The following is a 23,446-nucleotide window of genomic DNA, read 5'->3' as shown; positions in this document are numbered from 1 at the left end:
AAGCCGGGTTTCGCCTCAGGGCCGGGTCTGGCCCGCGCCATGGACGCGGTACTTGAAGGAGCAGAGCTGCTCGACGCCGACCGGGCCGCGCGCATGCATGCGGCCGGTGGCGATGCCGATCTCGGCGCCGAAGCCGAATTCGCCGCCATCGGCGAACTGGGTCGAGGCGTTGTGGATGACGATGGCCGAATCGACCTCGGCCAGGAAGCGGGCGGCGGCGGTCTCGTCGGCGGTGACGATCGCATCGGTGTGATGCGAGCCGTAGCGCTCGACATGGTCGATCGCCGCGTCGAGGCCGGGCACGGTCCTCACCGCGATGATCCGGTCGAGATATTCTGTCGCCCAGTCCTCTTCCGTGGCGGCGGTCACGCGCGCGTCGATCGCCTGGGCCGCTTCATCGCCACGCACGGCGCAGCCGGCTTCGAGCAGGGCGGTGACGAGCGGGGCGAGATGGCTCGCGGCGCAGGCCTCGTCGACGAGCAGCGTCTCGGCGGCGCCGCAGACGCCGGTGCGGCGGAGCTTGGCGTTGAGCAGGATCTCGCGGGCCATGGCGAGATCGGCCTTGGCATCGACATAGACATGGCAGTTGCCGTCGAGATGGGCGAAGACCGGCACGCGCGCCTCGCTCTGGACGCGGGCCACGAGGCTCTTGCCGCCGCGCGGCACGACGACATCGATATTGCCGTCGAGCCCTGCGAGGATTTCGCCCACAGCAGCGCGATCGCGCGTCGGCACGAGCTGGATCGCGTCGCCGGGCAGGTCGGCGGCTTCCAGGCCCTCGCGCATCGCGGCGGCGATCTCGGTCGAGGAGCGGAAGGAATCGGAGCCCGCGCGCAGGATCGCGGCATTGCCGCTCTTCAGGCAGAGCGCACCGGCATCGGCGGTGACGTTCGGGCGGCTCTCGAAGATCACGGCGATGACGCCGAGCGGGGTCGCGACGCGCTCGAAGCGCAGTCCGTTCGGCCTCGTCCACTCCGCCAGCACGCGCCCGAGCGGATCGGGCAGGTCGGCGACCTCGGCGACGCCGTCCGCAATGGCGGCGAGGCGCGTCTCGTCGAGCGTGAGCCGGTCCATGAAGGAGGCGCTCAAGCCCGCTGCCTTGCCGTCGGCGAGGTCCTGGGCGTTGGCGGCGAGGATTTTGGCCGTGCGGGCGCGCAGCGCATCGGCCATGGCGAGGAGGGCGGCGTTGCGCTGCGCGGCCGGGCTCAGCGCGACCTTGCGCGCGGCGGCGCGGGCGCGGCGGCCGAGTTCCTGCATGACGCTGCCGATATCGGCGGCTTCGTTCGTCGCGATGATGCGCAATGCGCTGTCGCCGGTCATCTCGTTCAGCCCGATATTCGCCGGCAAAGCCAGCCCGTGAGGAAGCTTAGCCCAGCCCGAGCGCCATGTCGTCCCGGTGGATCATCTCGGCGCGGCCGGGATAGCCAAGCACCGCCTCGATATCGCGCGAGGCCTTGCCGAGCACCAGCGCCGCCTCGGAAGCGTCGTAGGCGACGAGGCCGCGGCCGAGCAATTGCCCCTCGGGATCGCGGATCAGCACGGCGTCACCGCGCGCGAATTCGCCCTCGATCCTGACAACGCCGACCGGCAGGAGGCTCGCGCCGCCGCGCAGCGCACGGGCCGCGCCGGCATCGAGATGCAGCGTGCCGCGCGGCTCCAGCGAGCCGGCGATCCAGGTCTTGCGCGCGGTGGCGGGCGTCGAGGCCGTGAGGAACCAGGTGCAGCGGCCGCCATCGGCGACGCTGGCGAGCGGGTTCTTGGCGCGCCCGTCGGCGATCAGCATGTGTGTGCCGCCGGCCGCCGCGATCTTGCCGGCCTCGATCTTGGTGCGCATGCCGCCGCGTGACAATTCGGAGGCTGCGCCGCCGGCCATGGCGTCGATCTCCGGCGTGATCCGCTCGACAAGAGGGATATGCCGCGCCTCCGGGTCCTTCGCAGGCGGGGCGGTATAGAGTCCGTCGATATCCGAGAACAGCACCAGAAGATCGGCGCCGGCCATTGTCGCGACACGGGCGGCTAGTCGGTCGTTGTCGCCATAGCGGATTTCGGTGGTGGCGACGGTGTCGTTCTCGTTGATGACGGGGATGGCGCGCAGGTCGAGCAGGCGGCCGAGCGTCGCGCGCGCGTTGAGATAGCGGCGGCGCTGCTCGGTGTCGGCCAGCGTCAGCAGCACCTGCCCGGCGGTGAGGCCGTGGGCGCCCAGCGCCTCGGCCCAGTTGCGGGCGAGCGCGATCTGGCCGACGGCGGCGGCGGCCTGGCTTTCCTCCAGACGCAAGGGGCCGGAGGGCAGGCCAAGCACGGTGCGCCCCAGCGCGATCGCGCCGGAGGAGACGACGAGCACGTCGGCGCCGCGCTGGTGCAGGTCGGCAAGATCCTCGGCCAGTGCCGCGAGCCAGGCGTGGCGGAGGCGGCCGCGGTCGCGGTCGACCAGCAGGCTGGAGCCGACCTTGACGACGATGCGGCGGAAATCGGTGAGCAGGGGCGTCTTCACGGGAGCACGGCGTTGTTGCGGCAGTTGCCCTGCCTGTTGGGGAAAATGCCGCGCTTGTAAAGCATAGACCTGCTTTCCGTGGCGCAATGCAGGCAGCAAGGGGCTCTTTTCATTGACAGGGCGGGCTGCGCTGCCCATATGCATGGTCCGGCCCGCCCGCTAACCGGGTGCCGATCCTGCCGTTCTCATGCATTTTTAGCGTGCAGTATGCAGGACCTGCTGCCCGATAAGCGCTGGAAGCGGGGCTGCCGCGCGTCGATTTCGATACCAATCCTGCCGGATCTGGATTATCTCGCCCGCGCGGGCCGATGAACGCCCGTAACAACCCGAGAGAAGATCACCCTTGAAGAACCCGAACGACCGCAGCTTTACCGACCGCCAGTCCAATTCCGCCAATGCCAAGAAGGCGCTGCTCGAGCGTTTCCAGGCCCGGCCGAAGGCCGACGACCCGGTGATGGTGCAGCGACGCGAGGAGCGGGAAGCCATCGCCCAGGCTCGCGCCGAGCGCGAAGCCGAGAAGGCGAAGATCCGGGCCGAGAACGAGCGCCTGGAAGCGATCGAACGCGCGCGCATCGAAGAAGAGAAGCGCCTGGAAGAGATCGCCCGCGAAGTCGCCCGCAAGGCCGAGCAGGCCAAGCGCGACGCCGAGCGTCCGCGCAAGGTGTTGCTGGAAGCCGTGCAGTACATGCAGATGCGGACGGCCGGCAAGCGCCGCTGACGCCTTTGCAGTTCGGCCGATAGAGGCCGGATGCCAAGACTTTCCGCATCTCCTGAGAATGCGATCTGGGGCGCCGCGAGCGCCCCTTTTCATATCTGCTTAACCGCGCTGGCAGCGCCTGCCGTGGCCCATGGCTGCTTTTCGGGCAAAAAACACCTATCCGTTGCACATCGGCCTATCGGCAAATCCGCGCGTGCAGATTAATGTGCGCGCCGGGTTGAACCTTTTCTCCGCTCGCCGCGACAACCGAATGCGAGCCGGGATGCCTGGCCTTCGAGGGGCAATGCATACGGAATCGGACGAGGATCTCGTCAAACGGATCGCCTCTGGTGACCGGCTCGCGATGAAGGTGCTGTTTTCGCGGCATCAGGTGCGGGTCTACCGTTTCGTGCTGCGGCTCGTCCGCGACGAGACGCTTGCCGAGGATGTGATCAGTGACGTGTTCATGGATCTGTGGCGACAGGCGGATCGGTTCGAGGCTCGCGCCTCGGTTTCGACCTGGCTGCTCGCCATTGCCCGGAACAAGGCCTGGTCGCTGCTGCGCAAGCGCCGCGATGCCGAGCTGGACGAGGATTATGCCGAAAGCATCGAGGATGAGACCGACGGCCCGGAAGTTGTCCTGCAGAAGCAGGACAAGGGTCTCGCCATCCGCGCCTGCCTCGGACGTCTTTCGGCCGAGCATCGCGAGGTCATCGACCTCGTCTATTACCACGAGACCTCCGTCGAGGAGGTCGCGCGGATCGTCGGCATCCCCGAGAACACCGTCAAGACCCGGCTTTTCCACGCCCGCAAGAAGCTGGGCGAGATGCTCAAGGCCGCCGGCATCGACCGCGGCTGGCCGTAGAATTTCCGTTTTTGTAAGGCGCGGCCCGGCTGCGCAGGGAGTGGCGTGATGAACGACAGCATCGCCAGCGATCCGAAGCGCCGCGAGCTCGAGGAGCTGCTGCCCTTCTACGCCAATGGCCGCATCTCGGATGCCGACAAGCGCCGCGTCGAGACGGCGCTCGCCACCGATGCCGAGCTTGCGGCCCGGCTCGACCTCATCCGCGACGACATGGCCGAGACGGTCCTGCTCAACGAGAGCCTGGGCGCCCCCTCTCACAACGCCCTCGACAAGCTGATGGCCGGAATCGAGGCCGAGTCCCGCCCGGTGCCTCTTCTAGCCCGCGCCCAGGAAAACAGCCGCGGCCTGCTGGGCTGGCTCGGCGGCCTCCTGGCCGCGCAGACGCCGCGCCGCCTGGCCTATGCCAGCGCTGCGGCCATCGCCTTGATCGCGCTGCAGGGCGTGGCGATCACCGGGCTTGCGCTGCGCGATAGCGGCCCCGGTTTCCAGACCGCTTCGGCTCCGGGTGTTCGCCCCTCGGAGAGCTATGTGCTGCTGAGCTTCTCGCCCGAGGCGCGGGCCGGCGAGATCGCCTCATTCTTCAAGCGCTTCGATGCCTCGGTGGTCGACGGCCCGCGTGCCAACGGCTTCTTCAAGGTGCGGGTCGGTGACGCCTCGCTCTCCTCCAGCCAGCTCGATGCGATCGCGGCGCGGATGAAGGGCGAGAGCGCCATCGTCAGCTTCGTCGCGCCGGCGCCGTGATCCGGCTGGCGCGGTTGCTGGGCGCCATGGCATGATGTCGTCGTCGCAGGAGGGTGAGGCCATGCTGCCATCCCCATTCGCCCGTCGGAGATCATCGGTTCGGGGCCTCGCCGGCGCCGGCCTTCTCGCATGCATGCTGGCGCTCGCGCCGGGGCTGGCTTTCGCCCAGCCCGCAGGCGGAACCGGCGACGGCAAGGACAAGCGCGTCGCGCCGACGACGAGCCCGCAGCAGCCCTCGGCCGGCGGAACCAATCGCTCGATGCGCGTGCCGCCCGGTTCCTGGCTCCAGCCGCGCACCCAGCGCAGCATCGTGCCGGCGATGGACGAGACCCGCTTCGTCCCCGACGAGGTGCTGTTCGAACTCGCGCCCAATGCCGAGGCTGAAGCCGTACTGCGCCGCTATGGTGCGACATTGATCGCCAGCCAGCGCTTCGAGCTTGCCGGCGTCACCATCATCCGCGCCAGGATCGAGCCCGGGCGCGACCTGCGCGCCGTGCTCACGGCGATGGCGGATGATACCAGCATCACCGGGGCGCAGCCGAATTTCCTCTTCGAGCTGCAGCAGGATTCGCGGTCCGGCGCCGGTGCGCCGGCAGGCGCGAGCACCGCATCCTCGGAAGCCACGACCTCGGCGCCGGCGTCCGGCCTGCGGCTGGCCGATCCCGCGACGGCCGCGCGCGGCACGGCAGCGGTGCGGCGCATCCTGCCGCCGCAATATATCGTCGACAAACTGCGGCTAAGCGAGGCGCGCAAGCTGGCGCAAGGGCGCAATATCCGGGTCGGCCTGATCGATTCCGGCGTCGACATGGAGCATCCGGAGATCCGAGGCTCGGTCCTCGGCTATCTCGACGCGGTCGACGGGCTGGCGACGCCGCATGCGCATGGCACCTCGATGGCGACGGCGATCGTCGCGCATGGCGAATTGCAGGGCATCGCCCCGGCCGCCCGCCTGATCGTCGCCCGCGCCTTCGGCGGCCCGCAGGCGGCTTCCGCCAACGGCAAGTCGTTCCAGATCCTGACCGCGCTCGAATGGATCGTCCAGCAGCGTGCCAAGGTGATCAATCTCAGCTTCGCCGGCCCGCAGGATCGCCTGCTCTCCAAGGCGCTGGCCGGCGCGAAGGAGCGCGGTGTCATCACCGTCGCCGCTGCCGGCAATGGTGGCGCCCGGTCGGCGCCGCTCTATCCCGGCGCCGACCCGAGCGTCATCGCGGTGACCGCGACCGATGCGGAAGACAAGGTCTTCAGCGACGCCAATCGCGGTTCTTACGTCGCGATCGCGGCGCCTGGCGTCGACGTTCTGACCGCGGAGCCCGGCGGGCGCTATGCCTTCACCTCGGGCACCTCGATCGCTGCCGCCCATGTTACCGCGCTGGTCGCCCTCCTGCTCGAAAAGCAGCCGGAGCTTGATACCGACGGTATCCGCCGGGTGCTTGCCGAAAGTGCGACCGATCTCGGCTCGCGCGGGCGCGACCCGGTCTATGGCGCCGGCCGGATCGATCCGCCTGCGGCACTCGCCCGCGTATTGCCGGTGGCGACGGCGCGGCCCTGAAAGCCTCGTGCCCGGCTCAGAGCTGGCGGCCCAGCCTGCGTTCGACCTGCCGCTTCTCCCAGGCGGCGTTGAGGAACGGGACTTTGTCGAAAACGCGCAGCCCCTTGAAGGCCAGCGCAGCGCCCCAGAACAAAGCGACCCACAGGAACCAGAGATAGTTGGGGGTCACCGTCAGGTTGATCGCGGCGAGGATCGCGATGAAGACGCCGGACTGCACCACGCGCAGGTAGAAGCGCTTGATCTGCCTGACCTGGTCGAGCGCCAGCTCCTCGTCCTGCGTGAGGCCGTTCGCCTGATTTGCCGATGTCATGTCGTTTTCCCTCAGTTCGCTGAAATCCATCTCGAAGACGGAGGCGAGCGATTTGAGGGATTCCACGCTCGGGGTCTGGCCGTTCTCGATCCTCTGGATCGTCCGGACGCTGAGCCCGCTGAGATGCGCCAACTGCTCCTGCGACCAGCCGTGCCGGAGTCTGAGCTTCTGAATGAGCATGGATCCCTCGTTGCTCGCCTCGATCGCAGGATGCGGCGGAGTGGAACGGGTGCGCCACGTCAGGAGCCCGACATCAACCCGACATTAGCACGACAGCGCGGTGCCGGGTTGCATTTCGCCGCCGTATCGGCCTGATGGCGCGATGCCGCGCCCGAAACTCCTTTTCGTCGCCACCGAGGACTGGTTCTTCGCCTCGCATTTCCTGCCGATGGCGCGGGCGGCGCGCGAACTCGGCTTCGACGTCGTGGTGATCGCGCGCGAGCGCAACCACCGGCATGTCATCGAGGCGGCCGGTGCCCGGTTGATCGGGCTGGAGGCGGAGCGGCGCAGCCTCGATCCGCGGGCCCTGTTCAAGCAGATGGGGGCGCTGAAGCGGCTTATCGCGGCGGAGAAGCCCGACATCCTGCATTGCATCGCGCTGAAGCCGATCGCGCTCGCCGGGCTGGCCGGCAAGCTCGCCGGTGTCGAGCGCCGCGTCTATGCGCTGACCGGGCTCGGCTTTCTCGGCGCCAAGCAGGGCGCGCTCGCGGCGATGGCGCGCTTCGCGGCGATCACCTGGCTGCGCGGCGCGATCGACGGGCCGCAGGTGCGGTTCCTGTTCGAGAATCCCGACGATCCCGTGACGCTCGGTCTCGATCCGCAGGATACCAGCAAGGTCGCGATCGTCGGCGGGGCCGGGGTCGACCCGCTGATCCTGATGCCCTCGCCGATGCCGCCGGCACCGCCGCTCAAGGTCGCGCTGGTCGCGCGCATGCTCTGGTCCAAAGGCGTCGATCTCGCCGTGGAGGCGGTGAGGCTGGCGCGGGCCGAGGGGGCGAAGGTTACGCTCACCATCCATGGCGCGCCCGACCCGTCGAACCCCAAGGCCATTCCCGAGACGACGCTGAAGGAATGGGCGGCACGGCCGGGGATCACCTGGGCCGGGCCGACGCGCGATATCGAGGGCGTCTGGAAGGCGCATCATCTCTGCATCCTGCCGTCGCGCGGCGGCGAGGGCCTGCCGCGCACGATCCTGGAAGCGGCGGCCTGCGGCCGGGCGATCCTGACCACGGACGTGCCGGGCTGCCGCAGCTTCGTCCGCGACGGACAGGACGGCATGGTGGTTCCGGCCGATAACGCCGCGGCGCTGGCCAAGGCGCTCATCGCGCTCGCCGGCACGCCGCGCCTTGCCGAGCGCATGGGCGAGAATGCGCGCGCCCGCCTGCTCGACGGCCATACCGAGCGGGACGTGATGAACGGCGTGAAGGCGCTCTATCTCAGCCTGCTCGGCCGCACAGCGCCGGAGGCTGCGGCATGAGCGGCGAGGCCGTCCTCGATCACGAAGCCTTCATCCGCGCCCATACACGGCTGCTTCCCGTGCCGCATGCGCCGGAGATCGCGCTGCATGTCGCGCAGGAGGCGACGGAACTCTGGCAGAAGACCGAGGACGAACTTGCGGTGATCGGTCTGCCGCCGCCGTTCTGGGCCTTCGCCTGGGCCGGTGGACAGGCGCTTGCGCGGTATCTGCTGGATCATCCGGAAATCGTCGCCGGGCGGCGGATGCTGGATTTTGCCTCGGGCTCCGGGCTCGTGGCGATCGCGGCGGCGAAGGCGGGCGCGGCGCCGGTCGAGGCCTGCGATATCGACGCTTTCGCGGCGGCGGCGATCGGCATCAACGCGACCGCAAACGCCGTCGTGGTGACGCCGCGCTGCGAGGACCTGATTGGCCGCGACGAAGGCTGGGATGTCGTCTGTGCCGGGGACGTCTGCTACGAGCGCGAGATGGCCGAGCGTGTCATCGATTGGCTGTCCGGGCTTTCGGCGCGGGGCGCGACGGTGCTGATCGGTGATCCCGGCCGCAGCTATCTGCCGCGCGAAAGGCTGGAAGCGCTCGCGACCTATGAGGTGCCGGTGACGCGCGCGCTGGAGGATGCCGAGATCAAGCGCAGCTCGGTCTGGCGGCTCGCCGGGCAGGCGCGCCGCCAGCCGGGATGATCAGGCCGCGCGCCGACGTGCCGCTCCGGCGTTGCCGGTCGCCCCACCCTGTTCGGTCCGGAAGGCCGAGACCAGCCGGTTCAACTGGCCGATCTGGTCGAGCAGCACGCGGGCCGAGGCCGCGCTTTCCTCAGCCAGCGCAGCATTCTGCTGGGTGATCTCGTCCATGTGGCTGACGGTCTGGCTCATCTCGTCGATGCCGTTGGCCTGCTCGCTTGAGGCCGAGGCGATCTCCTCGACCGTGCTGGAGACCTTGGCGGAGGCGGCGACGATGCGGTCCAGCGTCTCGCCGGCCTGGCGGACGAGCTTGACGCCATCGGCGACCTCCGCGTCCGAGGACGAGATCAGGCCGGTGATGTCCTTGGCGGCACCGGCAGAGCGCTGGGCCAATGCCCGGACCTCGGCCGCGACGACGGCGAAGCCGCGCCCGGCATCGCCGGCACGGGCGGCCTCGACGGCGGCATTGAGCGCCAGCAGGTTGGTCTGGAAGGCGATGCCGTCGATCACATCGGTGATCTCCGAGATGCGCTTCGAGGCGCCTTCGATCCGGGCCATCGCCTCGACGGCCTCGCGGACGATATCGCCGCCGGTGCGGGCGACATTGGCGGCTTCGTCGGCCAGCGAGACGGATTCGCGAGAGGCCTGGGTCGAGGTCTTGACGGAGGCCGCGAGCTGCTCGGTCGTCGCCGCGCTCTCCTCCAGCGCCGAGGCCTGCTGCTCGGTGCGCATAGAGAGGTCCTGCGCGCCGGTGCTGATCTCCTGCGAGGAGGAGGCGATCGCGGCCGAGGTCGCCTTGATCGTGCCGACCATCTCCTGAAGACGCGCCATGGCGCCGTTGAAATGGTCGCGGATCTCGGAATATTCGGCCGGGATCTCGGCGCTCATGCGATAGGTCAGGTCGCCCTCGGCGAGCGCCGCCATGCTCTGGCTGACGCAGGCGATGGCCTGGTCGCGCTCGGCCGCCTTGGCCTGCTCGATGGCGCGGGCCTCGGCCTCGGCCTTCAGCCGGGCTTCCTCGGAGGCTTCGAGATAGACGGTGATCGCGTAATCCATGTCGAGCAGCGCCGCCTTGACGATGGCGCCGATCTCGGCCGAGCGCTCGGCCGCGCCGGCCATGCGCTTGCCCAGGGCGTTCTTCGGCCAGCGCGCTTCCAGCACGCCGGCGACCAGCTTCTCCAGGATCAGCGCGTAGCCGCCGATATACCAGCGCGGCTCCAGGCCGATGCGGGCATGGACTTTCCCGACCTGGGTGACGGCGCCGATATAATTCTCGTCGAACTTGCCGGTGGCGATGCCGCCCCAATGCCTGGCCTGGCGCTGCTTGGCGCCCTCGATATGCTGCTCGTTGCTGAAGAACGCCTTCGTTTCCGGGAAGGCGCGCAACTGCGCGTAGAAAGCGTCAAGCGCGGCTGGAATGGACGGGCCCAAAGCGTCGCCGACATCGCGAATGCGCGCCTGCGCTTCCGGGCCGAGTTGCATGAAGGCAAGCCGCTTGCCGAGATGATCCAGTGCCGACATCAGGAGGTCCCCAGCCTCGGGCGGAACCCGTTTCCGCCGAAGGCCGACCATGGTCCCACAAGGTTAACAACCTATGAGGGTGTGTCTTGATCTGGGTCAATTTCTACAGGGGTAGCGCGTACTATACGGCGGGGCGGCTGCTTCCGAGCCGCCTTCGTGAAGGAAATTCATTTTATTTCAAAATGATAGATTGCTCTCAGGTTTCCTCGTAGCGCTTCAGGAAGTGTTCCACGGAGAGGTGTCGAAAATCGTCGAGGGCCGCGCGCAGCCGCGTGTGCTCCCAGTCCCACCAGGCGAGATTCTGCAACCTGTCCGCGATTTCTTCGGCGAATCTTCGCCGGACCAGCTTCGCCGGATTGCCGGCGACGATGGTGTAGGGCGCCACGTCCTTGGTGACGACGGCGCCGCCCGCGACCACCGCGCCGGTGCCGATCGAGCGGCCGGCGAGGACGATCGCGCCATGGCCGATCCAGACATCGTGGCCGATTGTCACGGCATGTGCCCGGCGCCAGTCGAAGAAGGCCTCGTCGTCCTCGGCATCGTCGAAATAGGCGGCGGCGCGATAGGTGAAATGCGACTGGCTTGCGCGGTGCATCGGGTGGTTGCCGGGATTGATCCGGGTCATCGCCGCGATCGAGCAGAACTTGCCGATTGTCGTGTAAATGACATTCGCATCGTTCACGACATAGGAGTAGTCATCCATCGTCGACTCGGCGAAGACGGTGCGCGCACCGATGGCGGTGTAGCGGCCGAGCGTCGCCTGCCTCACCTGGGCGGTCGGGTCGATCAGCGGTTCGAGTCCCAGCTTCTTCGCAGCCATGTCCTCATCCTCTTCCGATATCGCAATCCCCGCCGCTGCGGCGGGCGTGCTGGTTCTCGTGGTCGGTCCCTCCGGCGCGGGGAAGGACACGCTGATGGATGCGGCGCGAGCGGGGCTCGCCGGCGATCCCGGCTATCGCTTCGCCCGCCGCCTGATCACCCGGCCGGCCATGGCCGGCGCCGAGGATCACGATTCCTGCGACGAGGCCGCTTTTCGCGCGATCGAGGCCGATGGCGGGCTGGCACTGAGCTGGCAGGCGCATGGGCTGAGCTACGGCATTCCAGTCGCCGAGCTTTCCGGCATCGATGCGGGCGCCGTCGTGATCGTCAATGTTTCGCGCGCGGCCATTGCAACGGCCGAGCAGCTTGCGGAGCGTGTCGTCGTGCTCAACATCACCGCGCCGGTCGCGGTGCTGGCGCAGCGTCTGGCGGCGCGCGGGCGCGAGACCGAGGCCGACATCGCGGCCCGCCTGAAGCGCGAGGCGCCGCTGACGGCGCAGCGCGCCGAGATCGTCACGATCCTGAACGACCGCAGCGTCGCCGAGGCGGTGGAGGAGCTGCTGGCGGTGCTGCGAGGGTTGGGGCGAGGGTCGGTTTAGCGGTTGAACCGTGCCGTCATTCCGGGGCGAGCGCGAAGCGCTTGAGCCCGGAACCCAGAACCGAGCCGGCTGTTCGGTGAAGCGCGGGATATCCGATACTCTCTTCGTCCACGGCATCGGTTCTGGGTTCCGGGCTCGGCCCTGCGGTCCGCCCCGGAATGACGTCTTGGTTCCGTCGGGAACCTGCACACCTCACCCGAACGAATAGGAATCGAGCAGGCGGAAGCGGCCGGCGCGCTCGTCCTGTTTGAACAGCGCGAAGCGATCGATCCTGACCGGGCCGGCTGGCAGCGCCGCCGCATAGGCGGTCTCAAGCGCCTGCTTCACCGGTCCCGCCTGCTCGCTCGGCAGGGAGCCGGTCAGCGTCATGTGGAAGCGGAAGGCATCGCCGACATAAGGGTAGCCATAGGCTTCGAGATAGGCGTGCTGGGCCGGCGTCAGCGGGCTTTTGAGGCGCCGCGCCTTGTCCGCTTCGGACAGAGGCGCGCGGAAGAGTTCGAAGGCCTGCACGGCCGAGAAGGCGAAGCGCTGCAAAGCCTCGCTCGGCTCGGCCGGCGTCAGCGCGACGAAGGAGCCGAGCGCGGTGATGCTCAGGCCTGCGAGTTCGACGGCGTCGAGCCCGGCGGCATGATTGCGGGCGAAGGCGCGCAATTGCTCCTCACTGCGGCCATCGGCGAGCTCGAAAGGCGCTTTCAGCGTGGCATGGAAGCCGTAACGCCGCGGTTCCTCGGTGAGGGCGGGCCACAGGGCCGGATCGCATCCGGGCGGAACCGCGAAGGGCAGGTCTTCGCCGGTCAGCGCATCATAGCCGAGCACCGCCGAGCCGAAGCGCCAGAGAGCGCTGTCGGCGGCGGGGGCGTAATAGACGGCGTAGCGCGGCTTGCTCAAAATGCGCGCTCGCCCTGCGACCAGACGGCGGCGAGGACAGGCGTCGCGCCGAGTACCTTGAAGCGGACGAGATCGGCGCGCAGGCCGGTCTTGAGATGGCCGCGATCCTTGAGGCCGAGGATGTCGGCGACCTTCCAGGTCACCATGCCCATCGCTTCGGGGAGCGCGATGCCATGGCTGGAATTGAGCTTGACCACGGCCTGGAGCAGGCTCGCCGGGACGTAGTCCGACGAGAGACCATCCAGGAGGCCCTTCTCGGCTAGCTCGGAGACCGAGACGCCGCCGGAATGCGATCCGCCGCGCACGACGTTCGGCGCGCCGGCAACCGTCGCGAGGCCGGCCTGCTTGGCGGCGGCGGCGGCCTCGACCGTGGTCGGGAATTCCGAGATCACCGCGCCTGAGGCGACGCCTTCCTCGACATGCTCCGGGATCGTGTCGTCATGGGTGGCGAGCGGGATGCCGCGTCCGCGGAAGATGTCGACCACGGCCTGCCAGTTCCTGGCGACATTGGCGGCGCCTTCGCGCTGGCGCACCGCGACGTCCTCCTCGAACTCAGCGACCGTCTTGCCGTTGCCGACGGCATAGGTCTTGAGGTGCTGGAGATCGCGCCACTGGCGCTGGCCGGGAGTGTGATCCATCAGCGACACCAGCTGGACCAGCTCATCGTCCTGATAGGGCGCGATATCGGCGAGCAGGTTCGGGCTCGTCAGCTCGCAGCGCATATGAATGCGATGGTCGATGCGGAAAACGTTCTCGCTCTTGCCATAGGCCAGCGACTTCATCACGTCGGCGAAGATGTCCTTGCGGTAGTCCTTGGCCGAGAAGGGCGTGCCGGCGCAGACCGCGTCATAGACGGTGGTGACGCCGGCCGCGGCCATCTGCGCGTCATGGACCAGCGCCGCGGCGAGCCCGTTCGGCCAGAAGACCTTCGGGCGCGGCATGAAATGCTTTTCCATGTTGTCGGTGTGCATCTCGACGAGGCCGGGCGCGACATAGTCGCCGCCGACATCGATCGCGCCGGGCAGGGACGACTTGCCCTGGTCGACGGCGGTGATGCCGTTCGCGTCGAAGGCAATGGTGCCGGTGACGACCTCGTTCTCGAGGATCAGCTTGGCATTGGTGAGAACGGTTTGCATCATCAGGCCTTCCGGAAAGCGGTGATGTCGAGATAGCGCGTCGCGACGCGTTCGCGAACCGCTTCGTCATGGAAAATGCCGACGATCGCGGAGCCGGCGGCGCGGGCCTCGGCGATGAGCTCGACGACGACGTCGCGATTGGCGGCATCAAGCGAGGCGGTCGGTTCGTCGATCAGCATGATTGCCGAGGGGTCGACGAAGGAGCGTGCGATGTTGACGCGCTGCTGCTCGCCGCCGGAGAAGGTGGCGGGCGCGAGGTTCCAGAGCCGCTCGGGCAGGTTGAGCCGGGCGAGCATGGCCTTGGCGCGCTCGGTCGCGGTTTCCGGCGCGGCGCCGCGCGCCAGCAGCGGGTCGCGCACGATGTCGAGCGTGGAGACGCGCGGGATCACGCGCAGGAACTGCGAGACGAAGCCGAGCGTGCGGCGGCGGATGTCGAGCACGGTGCGCGGGACGGCCGCGACGATGTCGACGGGCCGGCCGGCATGGGTGATGCGGATCGCGCCTGCGGTCGGCTTGTAATTGCCGTAGAGGATGCGCAACAGGCTCGACTTGCCGGCGCCGGACGCGCCGGCCAGCACCAGCGCCTCGCCGGCCTCGACATGGAAATTGACGTTGTCGAAGACGGGCAGACGTGCTCCGCCCTGGTTGTGCAGGGTGAAGGTCTTGGCGACGTTCTCGACCTGAATCATCGTGGTCATGGTGTCAGTGCCTTGCCGATTCGCGGTGACGAGGGTGTGACGGAAGCCATCACACGCTCAGCACGGCCGAGGTCAGGAGTTGCGTATAGGCGTGGTGCGGATCGTCGAGGACCTGGTCGGTCAGGCCCTGTTCGACGACGCGGCCGTCCTTCATCACCATCAGCCGATCGGTCAGGAGGCGGGCGACGGCGAGGTCATGGGTGACGATGATCGCGGCGAGGCCGAGATCGCGCACCAGCACGCGCAGCAGGTCGAGCAGGCGGGCCTGCACGGAGACGTCGAGGCCGCCGGTCGGCTCGTCCATGAAGACGAGGCGCGGTTCGGAGACCAATACACGGGCGATCTGCAGGCGCTGCTGCATGCCGCCGGAGAACTGGCGCGGCCGATCGTCGATGCGGGTGCCGGCGATCTCGACGCGCTGGAGCCAGTCGAGGGCGCGCTCGCGGATCTGGCCATAGTGCCGGTCGCCGCGGTCCATCAGGCGCTCGCCGACATTGCCGCCAGCGGTGACGTCCATGCGCAGGCCGTCGCGCGGGTTCTGGTGGACGATGCCCCAGGCGGTGCGCATCAGGCGGCGGCGCTCCTGCTCGGAGACCGAGTAGATATCGAGCGGTTCGGTGCCGCCGCGGAACAGCACGTCGCCCGCGTCGGGCTTGTCGATGCCGGCGAGGCAGCGCAGCAGGGTCGACTTGCCCGAGCCGGATTCGCCGACGATGCCGAGCACCTCGCCCGGCCAGAGGTCGAAGGAGACATCGGCGCAGCCGATGCGCTCGCCATAGAAGCGGCTGACGCTGTCGACGGAGAGCAGGGGCGCGGGTTCGAGCGCGAGCGCGGCCGCTGCGACATGCAGGGTCATGGGGTGGTCTCCTCGACCAGGCCGCTCGCGGCAGCATCGCCCAGCATCGTGCCGCGATGGCCTTCCGCCCGGCGGGTCTCGCAATAATGGCTGTCGGAGCAGACGAACATGCGTCCGCCCTGGTCGTCGATCACGACCTCGTCCAGATAGCTGTCGCCCGCGCCGCAGAGGCCGCAAGGCTGCGTCCAGCTCTGGATGCGGAAGGGATGATCCTCGAAATCGAGGCTGCGCACGCTGGTATAGGGCGGCAGCGCGTAGATGCGCTTCTCGCGGCCGGCGCCGAACAATTGCAGCGACGGCGACATGTGCATCTTCGGGTTGTCGAATTTCGGGATCGGCGAGGGCGCCATCACGTAGCGGCCGTTGACCATGACCGGGTAGTCATAGGTCTTGGTGATCTCGCCATAGCGGGCGATGTCCTCGTAGAGCTTGACCTGCATCAGTCCGTATTCGGCCCAGGCGTGCATCTTGCGCGTCTCGGCCTCGCGCGGCTCCAGACGGCGCAGCGGCTCAGGCGTCGGCACCTGATAGACCATGACCTGCCCGGGCTTCAGCGGCGCTTCCGGGATGCGGTGGCGGGTCTGGATGATCGTCGCCTCGTCCGTCGCCTCGCAGGTACGGGCGTCGGCGGTGCGCTCGAAGAACCTGCGGATCGAGACGGCATTTGTGGTGTCGTCGGCGCCCTGGTCGATGACCTTCAGCGTGTCCGCGGGGCCGATGATCGCGGCGGTGACCTGGATGCCGCCGGTGCCCCAGCCGCGGGCCAGCGGCATCTCGCGCGAGCCGAACGGCACTTGATAGCCGGGCACCGCGACGGCCTTGAGCAGGGCGCGGCGGATCATCCGCTTGGTCTGCTCGTCGAGATAGGCGTAGTTGTAAGCCGGCTTGGTATCGTCCGCCGGCATCTGGTGAATGGTCATTCCGCAGCCTCCGGCATCGCGTTCTGCTCTTGGGCGCCCTGTTCGCGGGCGATCCGCTCCTCGCGCTCCCGGCGGATGCGGCGGATCAGTTCGAGCTCGCCCTGGAAATCGACATAGTGCGGCAGCTTGAGATGCTCGACGAAGCCGGCCGCCTCGACATTGTCGGCGTGGTAGAGGACGAACTCGTCCTGCTGCGCCGGGTAATTGGTGGCTTCGCCGAAATCGCGCGCCTTCAAGGCGCGGTCGACCAGCGACATCGACATCGCCTTGCGCTCGCTATGGCCGAAGACGAGGCCGTAGCCGCGGGTGAATTGCGGCGGCACCTCTTTCGAGCCTTGGAACTGGTTGACCATCTGGCATTCGGTCAGGGTGACGTCGCCGAGATCGACCGCGAAGCCGAGCTCTTCGGGCACGAACTCCACCGCAACCTCGCCGACGCGGACCTCGCCGACGAAGGGATGCGTGCCGCCGAAACCGCGCTGCACGGAATAGCCGAGGCCGAGCAGGAAGCCCTCGTCGCCGCGCGCCATGGATTGCAGGCGCACGTCGCGATCGGCCGGGAAGGAGACCGGATCGCGCGTCAGGTCGAAGGGGCGCGGATCGCCTTCCGGCGGCTCCTCTGCTTCCATCAGGCCCTCGGCGCCGAGGATGTCGGGGACGCGCGGCATGCGAGCGTCGAGCGGGGCTTTCAGGTCGTCATGCTCGGGCTCGACCCGAGCATCTCCGGACACGGAGGTTCCGGCGCCGTCTCGTCTTGAGATGGCCGGGTCAGGCCCGGCCATGACGGCGGGGGAGTCCATCAACCCGAAATCGAACAGCCGGTGTGTGTAGTCATAGGTCGGGCCGAGCACCTGTCCGCCCGGCAGGTCCTTGTAGGTGGCGGAGACGCGGCGGCGGATCGCCATCGCGGCGGTGTCGAGCGGCTCGGATGAGCCGAAGCGCGGCAGCGTCGTGCGATAGGCGCGCATCAGGAAGGCGGCCTCGATCACGTCGCCCTGCGATTGCTTCAGCGCCAGCGCGGCGAGGTCCTGATCATAGAGCGAGCCCTCGTTCATCACGCGGGCGCAGGCCAAAGCCTGCTGTTCGCGGATCTGGGCGACAGAGATTTCCGGCACGGCCGGATCGCCGCGACGGGCCTCGGCGACGAGATCATGCGTGGCGAGGATGGCGGCCTCGCCGCCTTTGACGGCAACGTACATCAGCGAGCCTCCTCGATTTGCGTCGAGCGCGGCAGGCCGATCAGGCCCTCGCCATGCGCGAGCAGAACATCGACGCCGAGCGGGTAAAGCGCGCCGTTCTCGCGCAATTCATCGGTGAAGCCGGAGCGCAGACCCCGCGGCGCGATGATGCGCGAGCCGAGGATCCCAGGGCCGGCGAGGGTGATGGCGGGGCCGCCCTCCAGGCTCGTGACCTGCACGATCACGGTGGTCGAACGATCCGGGAACTGATCGGTGCCGAGATTGAAGGTCGAGAGCCTGGGCTCGTCGGCCGCGCCGTCGATGACCGCGAAGGCGGCCTCGGCGGGGTTCTCGACGAGCGTCGCGCCGCAATGGAAGCGCAGCCAGGCGCCAGCCGGGCCGTTGCGCAGGGCTTCCGGCAGCCAGACCGGGGTCTCGTAATCGGCGAGCGTCAGCAGGGCGGTTGCAGTTGCTATCGCGAGGCCTTCCGGCGGGGCGATCTCGCTGGCGACCTGCTGCAGCGTGCCGGGCTCGGAGAGGGCGGCGAGCAGGGCGCGGAAGGCGGCCTGCGACTGGAAGACCGGGTCGGAGAAGCCGGGAGCGATCCTGGTTTCAGCCGGCATCACGAACCCCTGACCAGCGTGAAGAAATCGACCTTGGTCGCCGCCGCCTTGCGCGAGGCGAGGTCGCGGGCCGATGCCTGCCGGGCGGCGAGCGTGGCGATGCCCTTATGCAATCCGCTGCCCTCGGCCTCGTCCTGGAGGCGGGCGTCGAGCAGGGCGGCGAGCCGCGCCTTCCGGCCGTCGCGGCCGAGCGCATAGGAGAAGCCCATCCGTCCGTTGGACAGGCGCACGACGCAGCGCGTCACGGTGGCCTCGCCGAGATTGAAGCGGCGGCCGGCGCCACCGGCGCGGCCCTCGACCATCACGGTGCCGGTCTCCGGCGCCTTCAACAGGTCATGGTCCGGCGGATCGCCGAGCAGGCTTTCGATCTCGCTGCGGGAGGCGCGCGCCAGCGTCGCCATCCAGCTTTGCCTCGGGGTTTTCTGCGTCATCGGCGCGGGCTCGCTGGTCAGTTCCGAATGTCTAGACTATGCTAGGGGAGTTGATGGCAAAGGTCTATACTTTTCGGATGAAACTTTGATGACGGATGCGGCACTGGCGGAGCGCGACGGGGGAACGGCCTGGCGGCGCATCGCCGACGAACTGGCGGACGCGATCGGGCGCGGCGAGTACAAGCTCGGCGACACGCTGCCGGCCTCGGTCGCGCTGGCCGAGCGCTACGGCGTGCATCGTCATACGGTGCGACAGGCCTTTCGCCATCTCGCGGAACAGGGGCTAGTCACGGTCTCACGCGGACGCGGCACGCAGGTGACAGCGCCGCGCCTGCCCTATCCGATCGGCCGGCGCGTCAGCATGCGTACCAATATGGGCAGGCTCGGCATCACCGGCACGAGCCGCATGCTCTCGGCCGAGGTGGTGGTGGGGGAGGCTGCGGCCTGCTCCGCACTCAAGCTGAAGACCGGGACGCCGCTCTGGCAGGTGCGCGGCGTAAGCCTTGCCGACGGCGTGCCGATGGGCACGGGCACGCATTGGCTCTCGGTCGAGCGCTTCCCGGATTTCGACAAGGCCTATCGCGAGGCGGCCGGCTCGATCACGGCGGCCTTCAAGATTTACGGCATCACGGATTATGTGCGCCTGTCGACGCGCCTGACAGCCCGGCTCGCCGACGAGCCTGAGGCGGAGCTGCTGGAGATCGCGCCGGAGGCGGCCGTGATGATCTCGACGGCGGTCGATGCGCTGCCGGACCTGACGCCGGTGCATCTCGTGAGCAGCGTCTTCGCCGCCGAGCGCGTGGAAATGGTGATCGAGCCGTTCGGGGACTCACCTTCTCCCCTCGGGGGAGAAGGTGGCAGCGCGTAGCGCTGACGGATGAGGGAATGCTTGGCGAGCCGATGACCGGTGAGGCCAGCCGTACCGCCCTCATCCGTCTGCTTTGCAGACACCTTCTCCCCCAAGGGGAGAAGGAAAAGATCACCTTGCCCGGCGGCCGATGATGGCGAAGCGCAGCTTGCCCGACAGGAAGTCGATGGCGGAGACCGCGGCGAGCACCAGCAGGATCAGGAACGAAACCTGCTGCCATTCCAGCGTGCGGATCGTCTCGGCGAGATAGAGGCCGATGCCGCCGGCGCCGACGATGCCGATGATGGTCGAGGATCGCGTGTTCGAACTCGATATAGTAGAGCACCTGGCTCGCGATCACCGGCAGCACCTGCGGCAGCAGGCCGAAGCGGATCTCATGGGCCTTGCCACCGCCGACGGAGGCGACGCCCTCGACCGGCTTGCGGTCGGCCGCCTCGATCGCTTCCGAATAGAGCTTGCCGAAGGCGCCGAGATCGCTGGTCATGATCGCGAGCATGCCGGCGAAGGGGCCGAGGCCCACGACATTCACCCAGATCAGCGCCCAGATCAGGGCATCGACGCCGCGCACGGTGTCGAGCGAACGGCGGGCGAGGAAATGTACGACGCGGTTGGCGACGACGTTGCGCGCCGCGATGAAGCCGAGCGGCAGGGCCAGGATGGCAGCGAGGATCGTGCCGAGGAAGGCGATGGCAATGGTCTCGAACAGCGCCTTCACGAAGATGACGGCGCGCGCCCATGAGCCGGGATCGGGCGGCAGCATCAGCACGACGAAGGTGCCGAGATTACTGAGCCCGGCAATGATCTTCCAGAGCGAGGTTTCGAGCGTCGTCAGCCCGTAGACGAAGAAGCCGGCGAGCGCGACGATGGTGCCGATCGTCGCGAGCTTCGTCTTGAGCGAGCCGCGGATCGCGGCGTCGTGGCGGCGCAGGATGTCGGCGCGCTCGGCCGTCGAGAAGGCGAGGCTCATCGGCCATGCTCCAGGCTGAGGAGGGCGTGGCGCAGCCGCTCGGTGCCGTAGTCGATCAGCATGACCGCGATGATGATCAGCAACAGGATGGCGCTGACATCGGTGAAGTAGAATTTCCGGATCGCTTCGATCAGGTCCTGGCCGATGCCGCCGGCGCCGACGAAGCCCATGATCGAGGCGCCGCGGACATTGATCTCGAAGCGCAGCAGCGCGTAGCTGGCGAAATTGGAGAGCACCTGCGGCACCACCGCGAAGCGCACGATCTGCCACCAGTTGCCGCCGGCGGCGGTGACGCCGTCGACCGGCTTCAGGTCGATGTTCTCGACGACTTCCGAGAAGAGCTTGCCAAGCGCGCCCATGGTATGGATCGCGATGGCGAGCACGCCGGGCAGGGGCCCAAGGCCAAAGGCGATGACGAAGATCAGCGCGAAGACGATCTCGGGAACGGTGCGGCAGAATTCGAGATAGCGGCGCACCGCGAAGCGCAGCCAGGTGGCGCGGCCGAGATTGGCGGCGGCGGCGAAGCAGAACAGGAAGGCGCCGGCGACGCCGAGGATGGTGCCGACATAGGCGATCAGCACGGTCTGCCAGAGCAGCTTCAGCCAGCCCTTCAGGCCCCAGTACCATTCGGAAAGGTCGGCACTGATGCTGGAGAGGCGCAGCGTCGGCAGCGTCTCGTAGATGTATTTCGGGAAGCGGTGGATGTTCTCGAAGAACTTGGCGAGATCGACCTCCGCGCCACGGGCCGAGAGCAGCACGCAGGCGATGAAGACGACGATGCCGATCAGGGCCTGCCGGCGCTTGGCGGAGGAAGCCTGCCGGTAGGCCTCGGCATGGGCCCTGATGGCCGGGTCGTTGCTGTCGATCGCGAGGGTCATTGAGAAGCGCTTCCGAGGGGTCGCGGGATCGGCGGGTGCGATACCGGACAAGGGCGTCATTCCCGGGCGAAGCGAAGCGCAGACCCGGGAATCTCGATCAGGAGATGCCCGGGTCAAGCCCGGGCATGACGGCTTGTTGAATTACGACGACTTCTTCTTGCGGAGCTCGTCGACGAACTTGTTGAGCTCGATGATCGGGTCGTAGGCCTTGTTGTCGACGGCGACGAGCGGGCCCTGCTTGCCTTCATAGATCTTGTCGAAGGCTGCCTTGTCCTTGGTCGCGAGGTTCAGGACCGCGTCGCGGATCTTGGCCTTCAGCTCTTCCGGCATGTCGGTGAGATAGGCCATCGGCGAGTTCACGATCTGCTCGGACTTGAAGATGATCCGGAAGTCCTCGGCCTTGGCCATGTTCTTGCGGGCCATGCGCTGCAGGTTCGATTCCTGCTCGTCGTTCCACCAGTTGGCGGCGATGTCGACCGTGCCCTGCTGGAGCGCGATGATCGCGTTCTCGTGGCTGCCGGTATAGACGACCTTCGAGAAGAAGGTTTCCGGCTCGATCTTCATGCCGTTCAGCGCGAAGCGCGGGACGTTGTTGCCGGAGGTCGAGTTCGGGTCGACGAGGCCGAGGTTCTTGCCCTTGAGGTCCTCGACCTTCTGATAGGGCGAGTCCTTCTTCACGTAGAAGACCGAGTGATAGCCCTTGGTGCCGTCCAGGTTGGTCTCGATGGCGAAGGCATCGACCTTGGCGCCGGTCATGCGGGCGCGGGCGAAGGAGGACGGGCCGTAGGAGGCGATGTGGATGTTGCCGGTGCGCTGGCCCTCGATGATCGCGGCGTAGTCGTTGGCGATGCGCAGGGTGACCTTGGTGCCGAGCTCCTTGGCGAGGTACTGCACGAAGGGGGTGTAGCGCTCGGTGACGCCGGAGGCGTTCTCGGAGGGGATGATCGCGAAGACGAGCTCGGGATACTTGGCCTTCCAGTCCTGGGCGAAGGCCGGGGAGGCGGCGAGCGCCAGGCCGGCGACGGCGAGCGAGAGGGTATGACGACGGGTCAGCATCGATTGGCTCCTGGTTCTAGGCGGGGATAGTCTTCTCGCGGCGACGGCCGTCGGGCCGGTCCGGCGATCTTCTGGAAATCAGGCAGTCTTCTGGCGGGCGCGCTTCGCCTCGGAGGCGGCGATGGCGTCGAGCGCATCCAGCGCCTCGGCGCCGGCATCCTTGGCCTCGATGCCGTAAAGCTCGGCCGCGATCTCGCGGGTCAGCGCCTGCGGCACGTCGTCGAACACGACCTTGCCGGCGGACATGCCGATCAGGCGGTCACAGTATTTCGCGGCGATGTCGAGGTCGTGCAGGTTGCACATCACGGTGATGCCGTCCTCGCGATTGATGCGGAACAGTGCGTCCATGACGACCTGGGTATTGCGCGGGTCGAGCGAGGCGATCGGCTCGTCGGCGAGGATGATGCGCGGCTCCTGGACGAGGGCACGGGCGATGGCGACGCGCTGCTGCTGGCCGCCGGACAGGGTCTCGGCGCGCTGCGCCAGGAGATGGCCCATATCGAGACGCTCGAGTGCCGCGATGGCGCGGATCTTGTCGTCCTCGGAGAAGCTCTTGACCAATGTCAGCGCCGCCGAGCGGTGGTTCAGCCGGCCGAGCAGGACATTGGTCAGCACGTCGAGGCGGCCGACGAGGTTGAACTGCTGGAAGATCATCGCCGTGTCGCGGCGCCAGCGGCGCAGCGAAGCGCCTTTCAGGCCGGTGACGTCCTGCTCCTCGCAGACGATCCGTCCGGAGGTCGGCTCGGTCAGGCGGTTCAGCGTGCGCAGCAGCGTCGACTTGCCGGCGCCGGAGGGGCCGATCACGCCGACCATCTCGCCCTTCGGCACGGTCAGGGTCACAGCGTCGACCGCGTTCCTGTCGCCAAAGCGCTTGGTCAGGCCTTCGATGCGGAGCATGGACTGGTTCTCGGGGCAGATGCGGGCACGAGCGCGTCGCCGCCCGGCCAAGGCCGGAGGGGCAGACATCTCGATTGCCGGGAGCCCTAACGACCACGGATGACAGCGGCGTGACAGCAGGGCGAAAGCCTCGAATGGCGCGATTGAGCTCCCGCGAGCCGGTCAACGTTTCGTGAGGTCTCCAGAATGCGCTTGGACGATCCGCGGCTTACCGGCAGGATGATCGTGGATGCTTGTGTGCGGCGGAGATGCCCGTGACGGTGGGCCTCTTATCGGCAAGCATCTTGCATCGATGGCTACAAGGCCG

Annotated in this window: 24 protein-coding genes and 1 pseudogene; 8 read left to right on the top strand and 17 right to left on the bottom strand. The window is 68.0% G+C overall.

What is annotated here, in order from left to right:
- Nucleotides 1-15: 15 nt before the first annotated feature.
- Nucleotides 16-1,257 carry a glutamate-5-semialdehyde dehydrogenase gene (locus tag ACFJGT_RS20810; RefSeq protein WP_377849029.1) on the bottom strand — a complete coding sequence of 414 codons (1,242 nt, stop codon included), beginning with the start codon at nucleotides 1,255-1,257 and terminating at the stop codon, nucleotides 16-18.
- 109 nt (nucleotides 1,258-1,366) lie between these two features.
- Nucleotides 1,367-2,491 carry a glutamate 5-kinase gene (gene proB / locus ACFJGT_RS20805; RefSeq protein ID WP_377841876.1) on the bottom strand — a complete coding sequence of 375 codons (1,125 nt, stop codon included), beginning with the start codon at nucleotides 2,489-2,491 and terminating at the stop codon, nucleotides 1,367-1,369.
- A gap of 343 nt (nucleotides 2,492-2,834) precedes the next feature.
- Here proB and ACFJGT_RS20800 point away from each other — a divergent pair, with 343 nt between their 5' ends.
- The 4 genes from ACFJGT_RS20800 (at nucleotide 2,835) to ACFJGT_RS20785 (ending at nucleotide 6,343) form a co-directional block, all read left to right on the top strand.
- On the top strand, nucleotides 2,835-3,209 hold the full coding sequence (locus tag ACFJGT_RS20800; protein WP_377841874.1) for a DUF6481 family protein: 375 nt from the start codon (nucleotides 2,835-2,837) through the stop codon (nucleotides 3,207-3,209).
- Nucleotides 3,210-3,471: 262 nt separating this feature from the next.
- Nucleotides 3,472-4,053 (top strand): sigma-70 family RNA polymerase sigma factor, encoded by a 582-nt coding sequence (locus tag ACFJGT_RS20795; RefSeq protein ID WP_377849028.1) that lies wholly within the window; start codon nucleotides 3,472-3,474, stop codon nucleotides 4,051-4,053.
- A gap of 48 nt (nucleotides 4,054-4,101) precedes the next feature.
- Complete coding sequence (locus ACFJGT_RS20790; protein WP_377841872.1) at nucleotides 4,102-4,794, top strand: anti-sigma factor family protein; 693 nt, start codon at nucleotides 4,102-4,104, stop codon at nucleotides 4,792-4,794.
- 61 nt (nucleotides 4,795-4,855) lie between these two features.
- Nucleotides 4,856-6,343: a S8 family serine peptidase gene (locus ACFJGT_RS20785; protein WP_377841870.1), complete on the top strand. Its 1,488-nt coding sequence runs from the start codon at nucleotides 4,856-4,858 to the stop codon at nucleotides 6,341-6,343.
- A 16-nt stretch (nucleotides 6,344-6,359) separates the two neighbouring features.
- Here the strand turns inward: ACFJGT_RS20785 and ACFJGT_RS20780 are convergent, their stop codons facing one another.
- On the bottom strand, nucleotides 6,360-6,833 hold the full coding sequence (locus tag ACFJGT_RS20780; RefSeq protein WP_377841868.1) for a 2TM domain-containing protein: 474 nt from the start codon (nucleotides 6,831-6,833) through the stop codon (nucleotides 6,360-6,362).
- Between the two features lie 142 nt (nucleotides 6,834-6,975).
- Between ACFJGT_RS20780 and ACFJGT_RS20775 the strand changes: the two genes are divergently transcribed.
- Nucleotides 6,976-8,130, top strand: a complete 1,155-nt coding sequence (locus ACFJGT_RS20775) for a glycosyltransferase (protein ID WP_377841866.1) — start codon at nucleotides 6,976-6,978, stop codon at nucleotides 8,128-8,130.
- Entirely contained in the window at nucleotides 8,127-8,807 is a 681-nt protein-coding gene (locus ACFJGT_RS20770) for a class I SAM-dependent methyltransferase (protein WP_377841864.1), read from the top strand. The genes ACFJGT_RS20775 and ACFJGT_RS20770 overlap by 4 nt, the downstream gene beginning before the upstream one ends.
- On the opposite strand, the gene ACFJGT_RS20765 is transcribed toward ACFJGT_RS20770, so the two are convergent.
- Together ACFJGT_RS20765 and ACFJGT_RS20760 are read right to left on the bottom strand one after the other, a co-directional pair.
- Nucleotides 8,808-10,325 carry a methyl-accepting chemotaxis protein gene (locus tag ACFJGT_RS20765; RefSeq protein ID WP_377841862.1) on the bottom strand — a complete coding sequence of 506 codons (1,518 nt, stop codon included), beginning with the start codon at nucleotides 10,323-10,325 and terminating at the stop codon, nucleotides 8,808-8,810.
- A gap of 196 nt (nucleotides 10,326-10,521) precedes the next feature.
- The gene (locus tag ACFJGT_RS20760) at nucleotides 10,522-11,145 is read right to left on the bottom strand and encodes a chloramphenicol acetyltransferase (protein WP_377841860.1); all 624 of its coding nucleotides are present in this window, start codon (nucleotides 11,143-11,145) and stop codon (nucleotides 10,522-10,524) included.
- Here ACFJGT_RS20760 and phnN point away from each other — a divergent pair.
- Complete coding sequence (phnN, locus tag ACFJGT_RS20755) at nucleotides 11,144-11,743, top strand: phosphonate metabolism protein/1,5-bisphosphokinase (PRPP-forming) PhnN (RefSeq protein ID WP_377841858.1); 600 nt, start codon at nucleotides 11,144-11,146, stop codon at nucleotides 11,741-11,743. The two genes, ACFJGT_RS20760 and phnN, sit on opposite strands and share 2 nt — an antisense overlap.
- Nucleotides 11,744-11,935: 192 nt before the next feature.
- Here the strand turns inward: phnN and ACFJGT_RS20750 are convergent, their stop codons facing one another.
- Genes ACFJGT_RS20750 through phnG form a run of 8 tightly spaced genes read right to left on the bottom strand, consistent with a single transcriptional unit; the run spans nucleotide 11,936 to nucleotide 18,473 of the window.
- The gene (locus ACFJGT_RS20750) at nucleotides 11,936-12,631 is read right to left on the bottom strand and encodes a DUF1045 domain-containing protein (RefSeq protein ID WP_377841856.1); all 696 of its coding nucleotides are present in this window, start codon (nucleotides 12,629-12,631) and stop codon (nucleotides 11,936-11,938) included.
- Nucleotides 12,628-13,770 (bottom strand): alpha-D-ribose 1-methylphosphonate 5-triphosphate diphosphatase, encoded by a 1,143-nt coding sequence (locus ACFJGT_RS20745; protein ID WP_377841854.1) that lies wholly within the window; start codon nucleotides 13,768-13,770, stop codon nucleotides 12,628-12,630. The genes ACFJGT_RS20750 and ACFJGT_RS20745 overlap by 4 nt, the downstream gene beginning before the upstream one ends.
- Nucleotides 13,770-14,465: a phosphonate C-P lyase system protein PhnL gene (gene phnL / locus ACFJGT_RS20740; protein WP_377841852.1), complete on the bottom strand. Its 696-nt coding sequence runs from the start codon at nucleotides 14,463-14,465 to the stop codon at nucleotides 13,770-13,772. The genes ACFJGT_RS20745 and phnL overlap by 1 nt, the downstream gene beginning before the upstream one ends.
- A 49-nt stretch (nucleotides 14,466-14,514) precedes the next feature.
- Nucleotides 14,515-15,321, bottom strand: a complete 807-nt coding sequence (gene phnK, locus ACFJGT_RS20735; protein ID WP_377841850.1) for a phosphonate C-P lyase system protein PhnK — start codon at nucleotides 15,319-15,321, stop codon at nucleotides 14,515-14,517.
- Nucleotides 15,318-16,241, bottom strand: coding sequence for an alpha-D-ribose 1-methylphosphonate 5-phosphate C-P-lyase PhnJ (locus ACFJGT_RS20730; protein ID WP_377841848.1), 924 nt, complete (start codon nucleotides 16,239-16,241; stop codon nucleotides 15,318-15,320). Before ACFJGT_RS20730 ends, phnK begins: the two co-directional genes overlap by 4 nt.
- On the bottom strand, nucleotides 16,238-17,440 hold the full coding sequence (locus ACFJGT_RS20725) for a carbon-phosphorus lyase complex subunit PhnI (RefSeq protein WP_377841846.1): 1,203 nt from the start codon (nucleotides 17,438-17,440) through the stop codon (nucleotides 16,238-16,240). Before ACFJGT_RS20725 ends, ACFJGT_RS20730 begins: the two co-directional genes overlap by 4 nt.
- The gene (gene phnH / locus ACFJGT_RS20720) at nucleotides 17,440-18,042 is read right to left on the bottom strand and encodes a phosphonate C-P lyase system protein PhnH (RefSeq protein WP_377841844.1); all 603 of its coding nucleotides are present in this window, start codon (nucleotides 18,040-18,042) and stop codon (nucleotides 17,440-17,442) included. The genes ACFJGT_RS20725 and phnH overlap by 1 nt, the downstream gene beginning before the upstream one ends.
- Nucleotides 18,042-18,473, bottom strand: a complete 432-nt coding sequence (gene phnG, locus ACFJGT_RS20715) for a phosphonate C-P lyase system protein PhnG (RefSeq protein ID WP_377841842.1) — start codon at nucleotides 18,471-18,473, stop codon at nucleotides 18,042-18,044. The genes phnH and phnG overlap by 1 nt, the downstream gene beginning before the upstream one ends.
- Before the next feature lie 88 nt (nucleotides 18,474-18,561).
- Here phnG and phnF point away from each other — a divergent pair, with 88 nt between their 5' ends.
- Entirely contained in the window at nucleotides 18,562-19,341 is a 780-nt protein-coding gene (phnF, locus tag ACFJGT_RS20710; RefSeq protein ID WP_377841840.1) for a phosphonate metabolism transcriptional regulator PhnF, read from the top strand.
- A 111-nt stretch (nucleotides 19,342-19,452) separates the two neighbouring features.
- Here the strand turns inward: phnF and phnE (ACFJGT_RS20705) are convergent.
- From phnE (ACFJGT_RS20705) to phnC, 4 genes and pseudogenes are all read right to left on the bottom strand, one after another.
- A pseudogene (gene phnE / locus ACFJGT_RS20705) lies at nucleotides 19,453-20,308 on the bottom strand (phosphonate ABC transporter, permease protein PhnE).
- Nucleotides 20,305-21,186 carry a phosphonate ABC transporter, permease protein PhnE gene (phnE, locus tag ACFJGT_RS20700; protein WP_377841838.1) on the bottom strand — a complete coding sequence of 294 codons (882 nt, stop codon included), beginning with the start codon at nucleotides 21,184-21,186 and terminating at the stop codon, nucleotides 20,305-20,307. Before phnE (ACFJGT_RS20700) ends, phnE (ACFJGT_RS20705) begins: the two are co-directional and overlap by 4 nt.
- 141 nt (nucleotides 21,187-21,327) lie before the next feature.
- Complete coding sequence (gene phnD / locus ACFJGT_RS20695) at nucleotides 21,328-22,242, bottom strand: phosphonate ABC transporter substrate-binding protein (protein WP_377841836.1); 915 nt, start codon at nucleotides 22,240-22,242, stop codon at nucleotides 21,328-21,330.
- Between the two features lie 78 nt (nucleotides 22,243-22,320).
- A complete protein-coding gene (gene phnC, locus ACFJGT_RS20690) occupies nucleotides 22,321-23,139 on the bottom strand; it encodes a phosphonate ABC transporter ATP-binding protein (protein WP_377841833.1) in 819 nt (272 codons plus the stop codon).
- Nucleotides 23,140-23,446: the final 307 nt, after the last annotated feature.

This window comes from Allobosea sp. UC22_33 (assembly GCF_042700715.1).
Classification (GTDB): Bacteria; Pseudomonadota; Alphaproteobacteria; order Rhizobiales; family Beijerinckiaceae; genus Allobosea.
The sequence above is the reverse complement of the archived record's forward strand: the minus strand, read 5'-3'. Positions and strand labels throughout refer to the sequence as shown.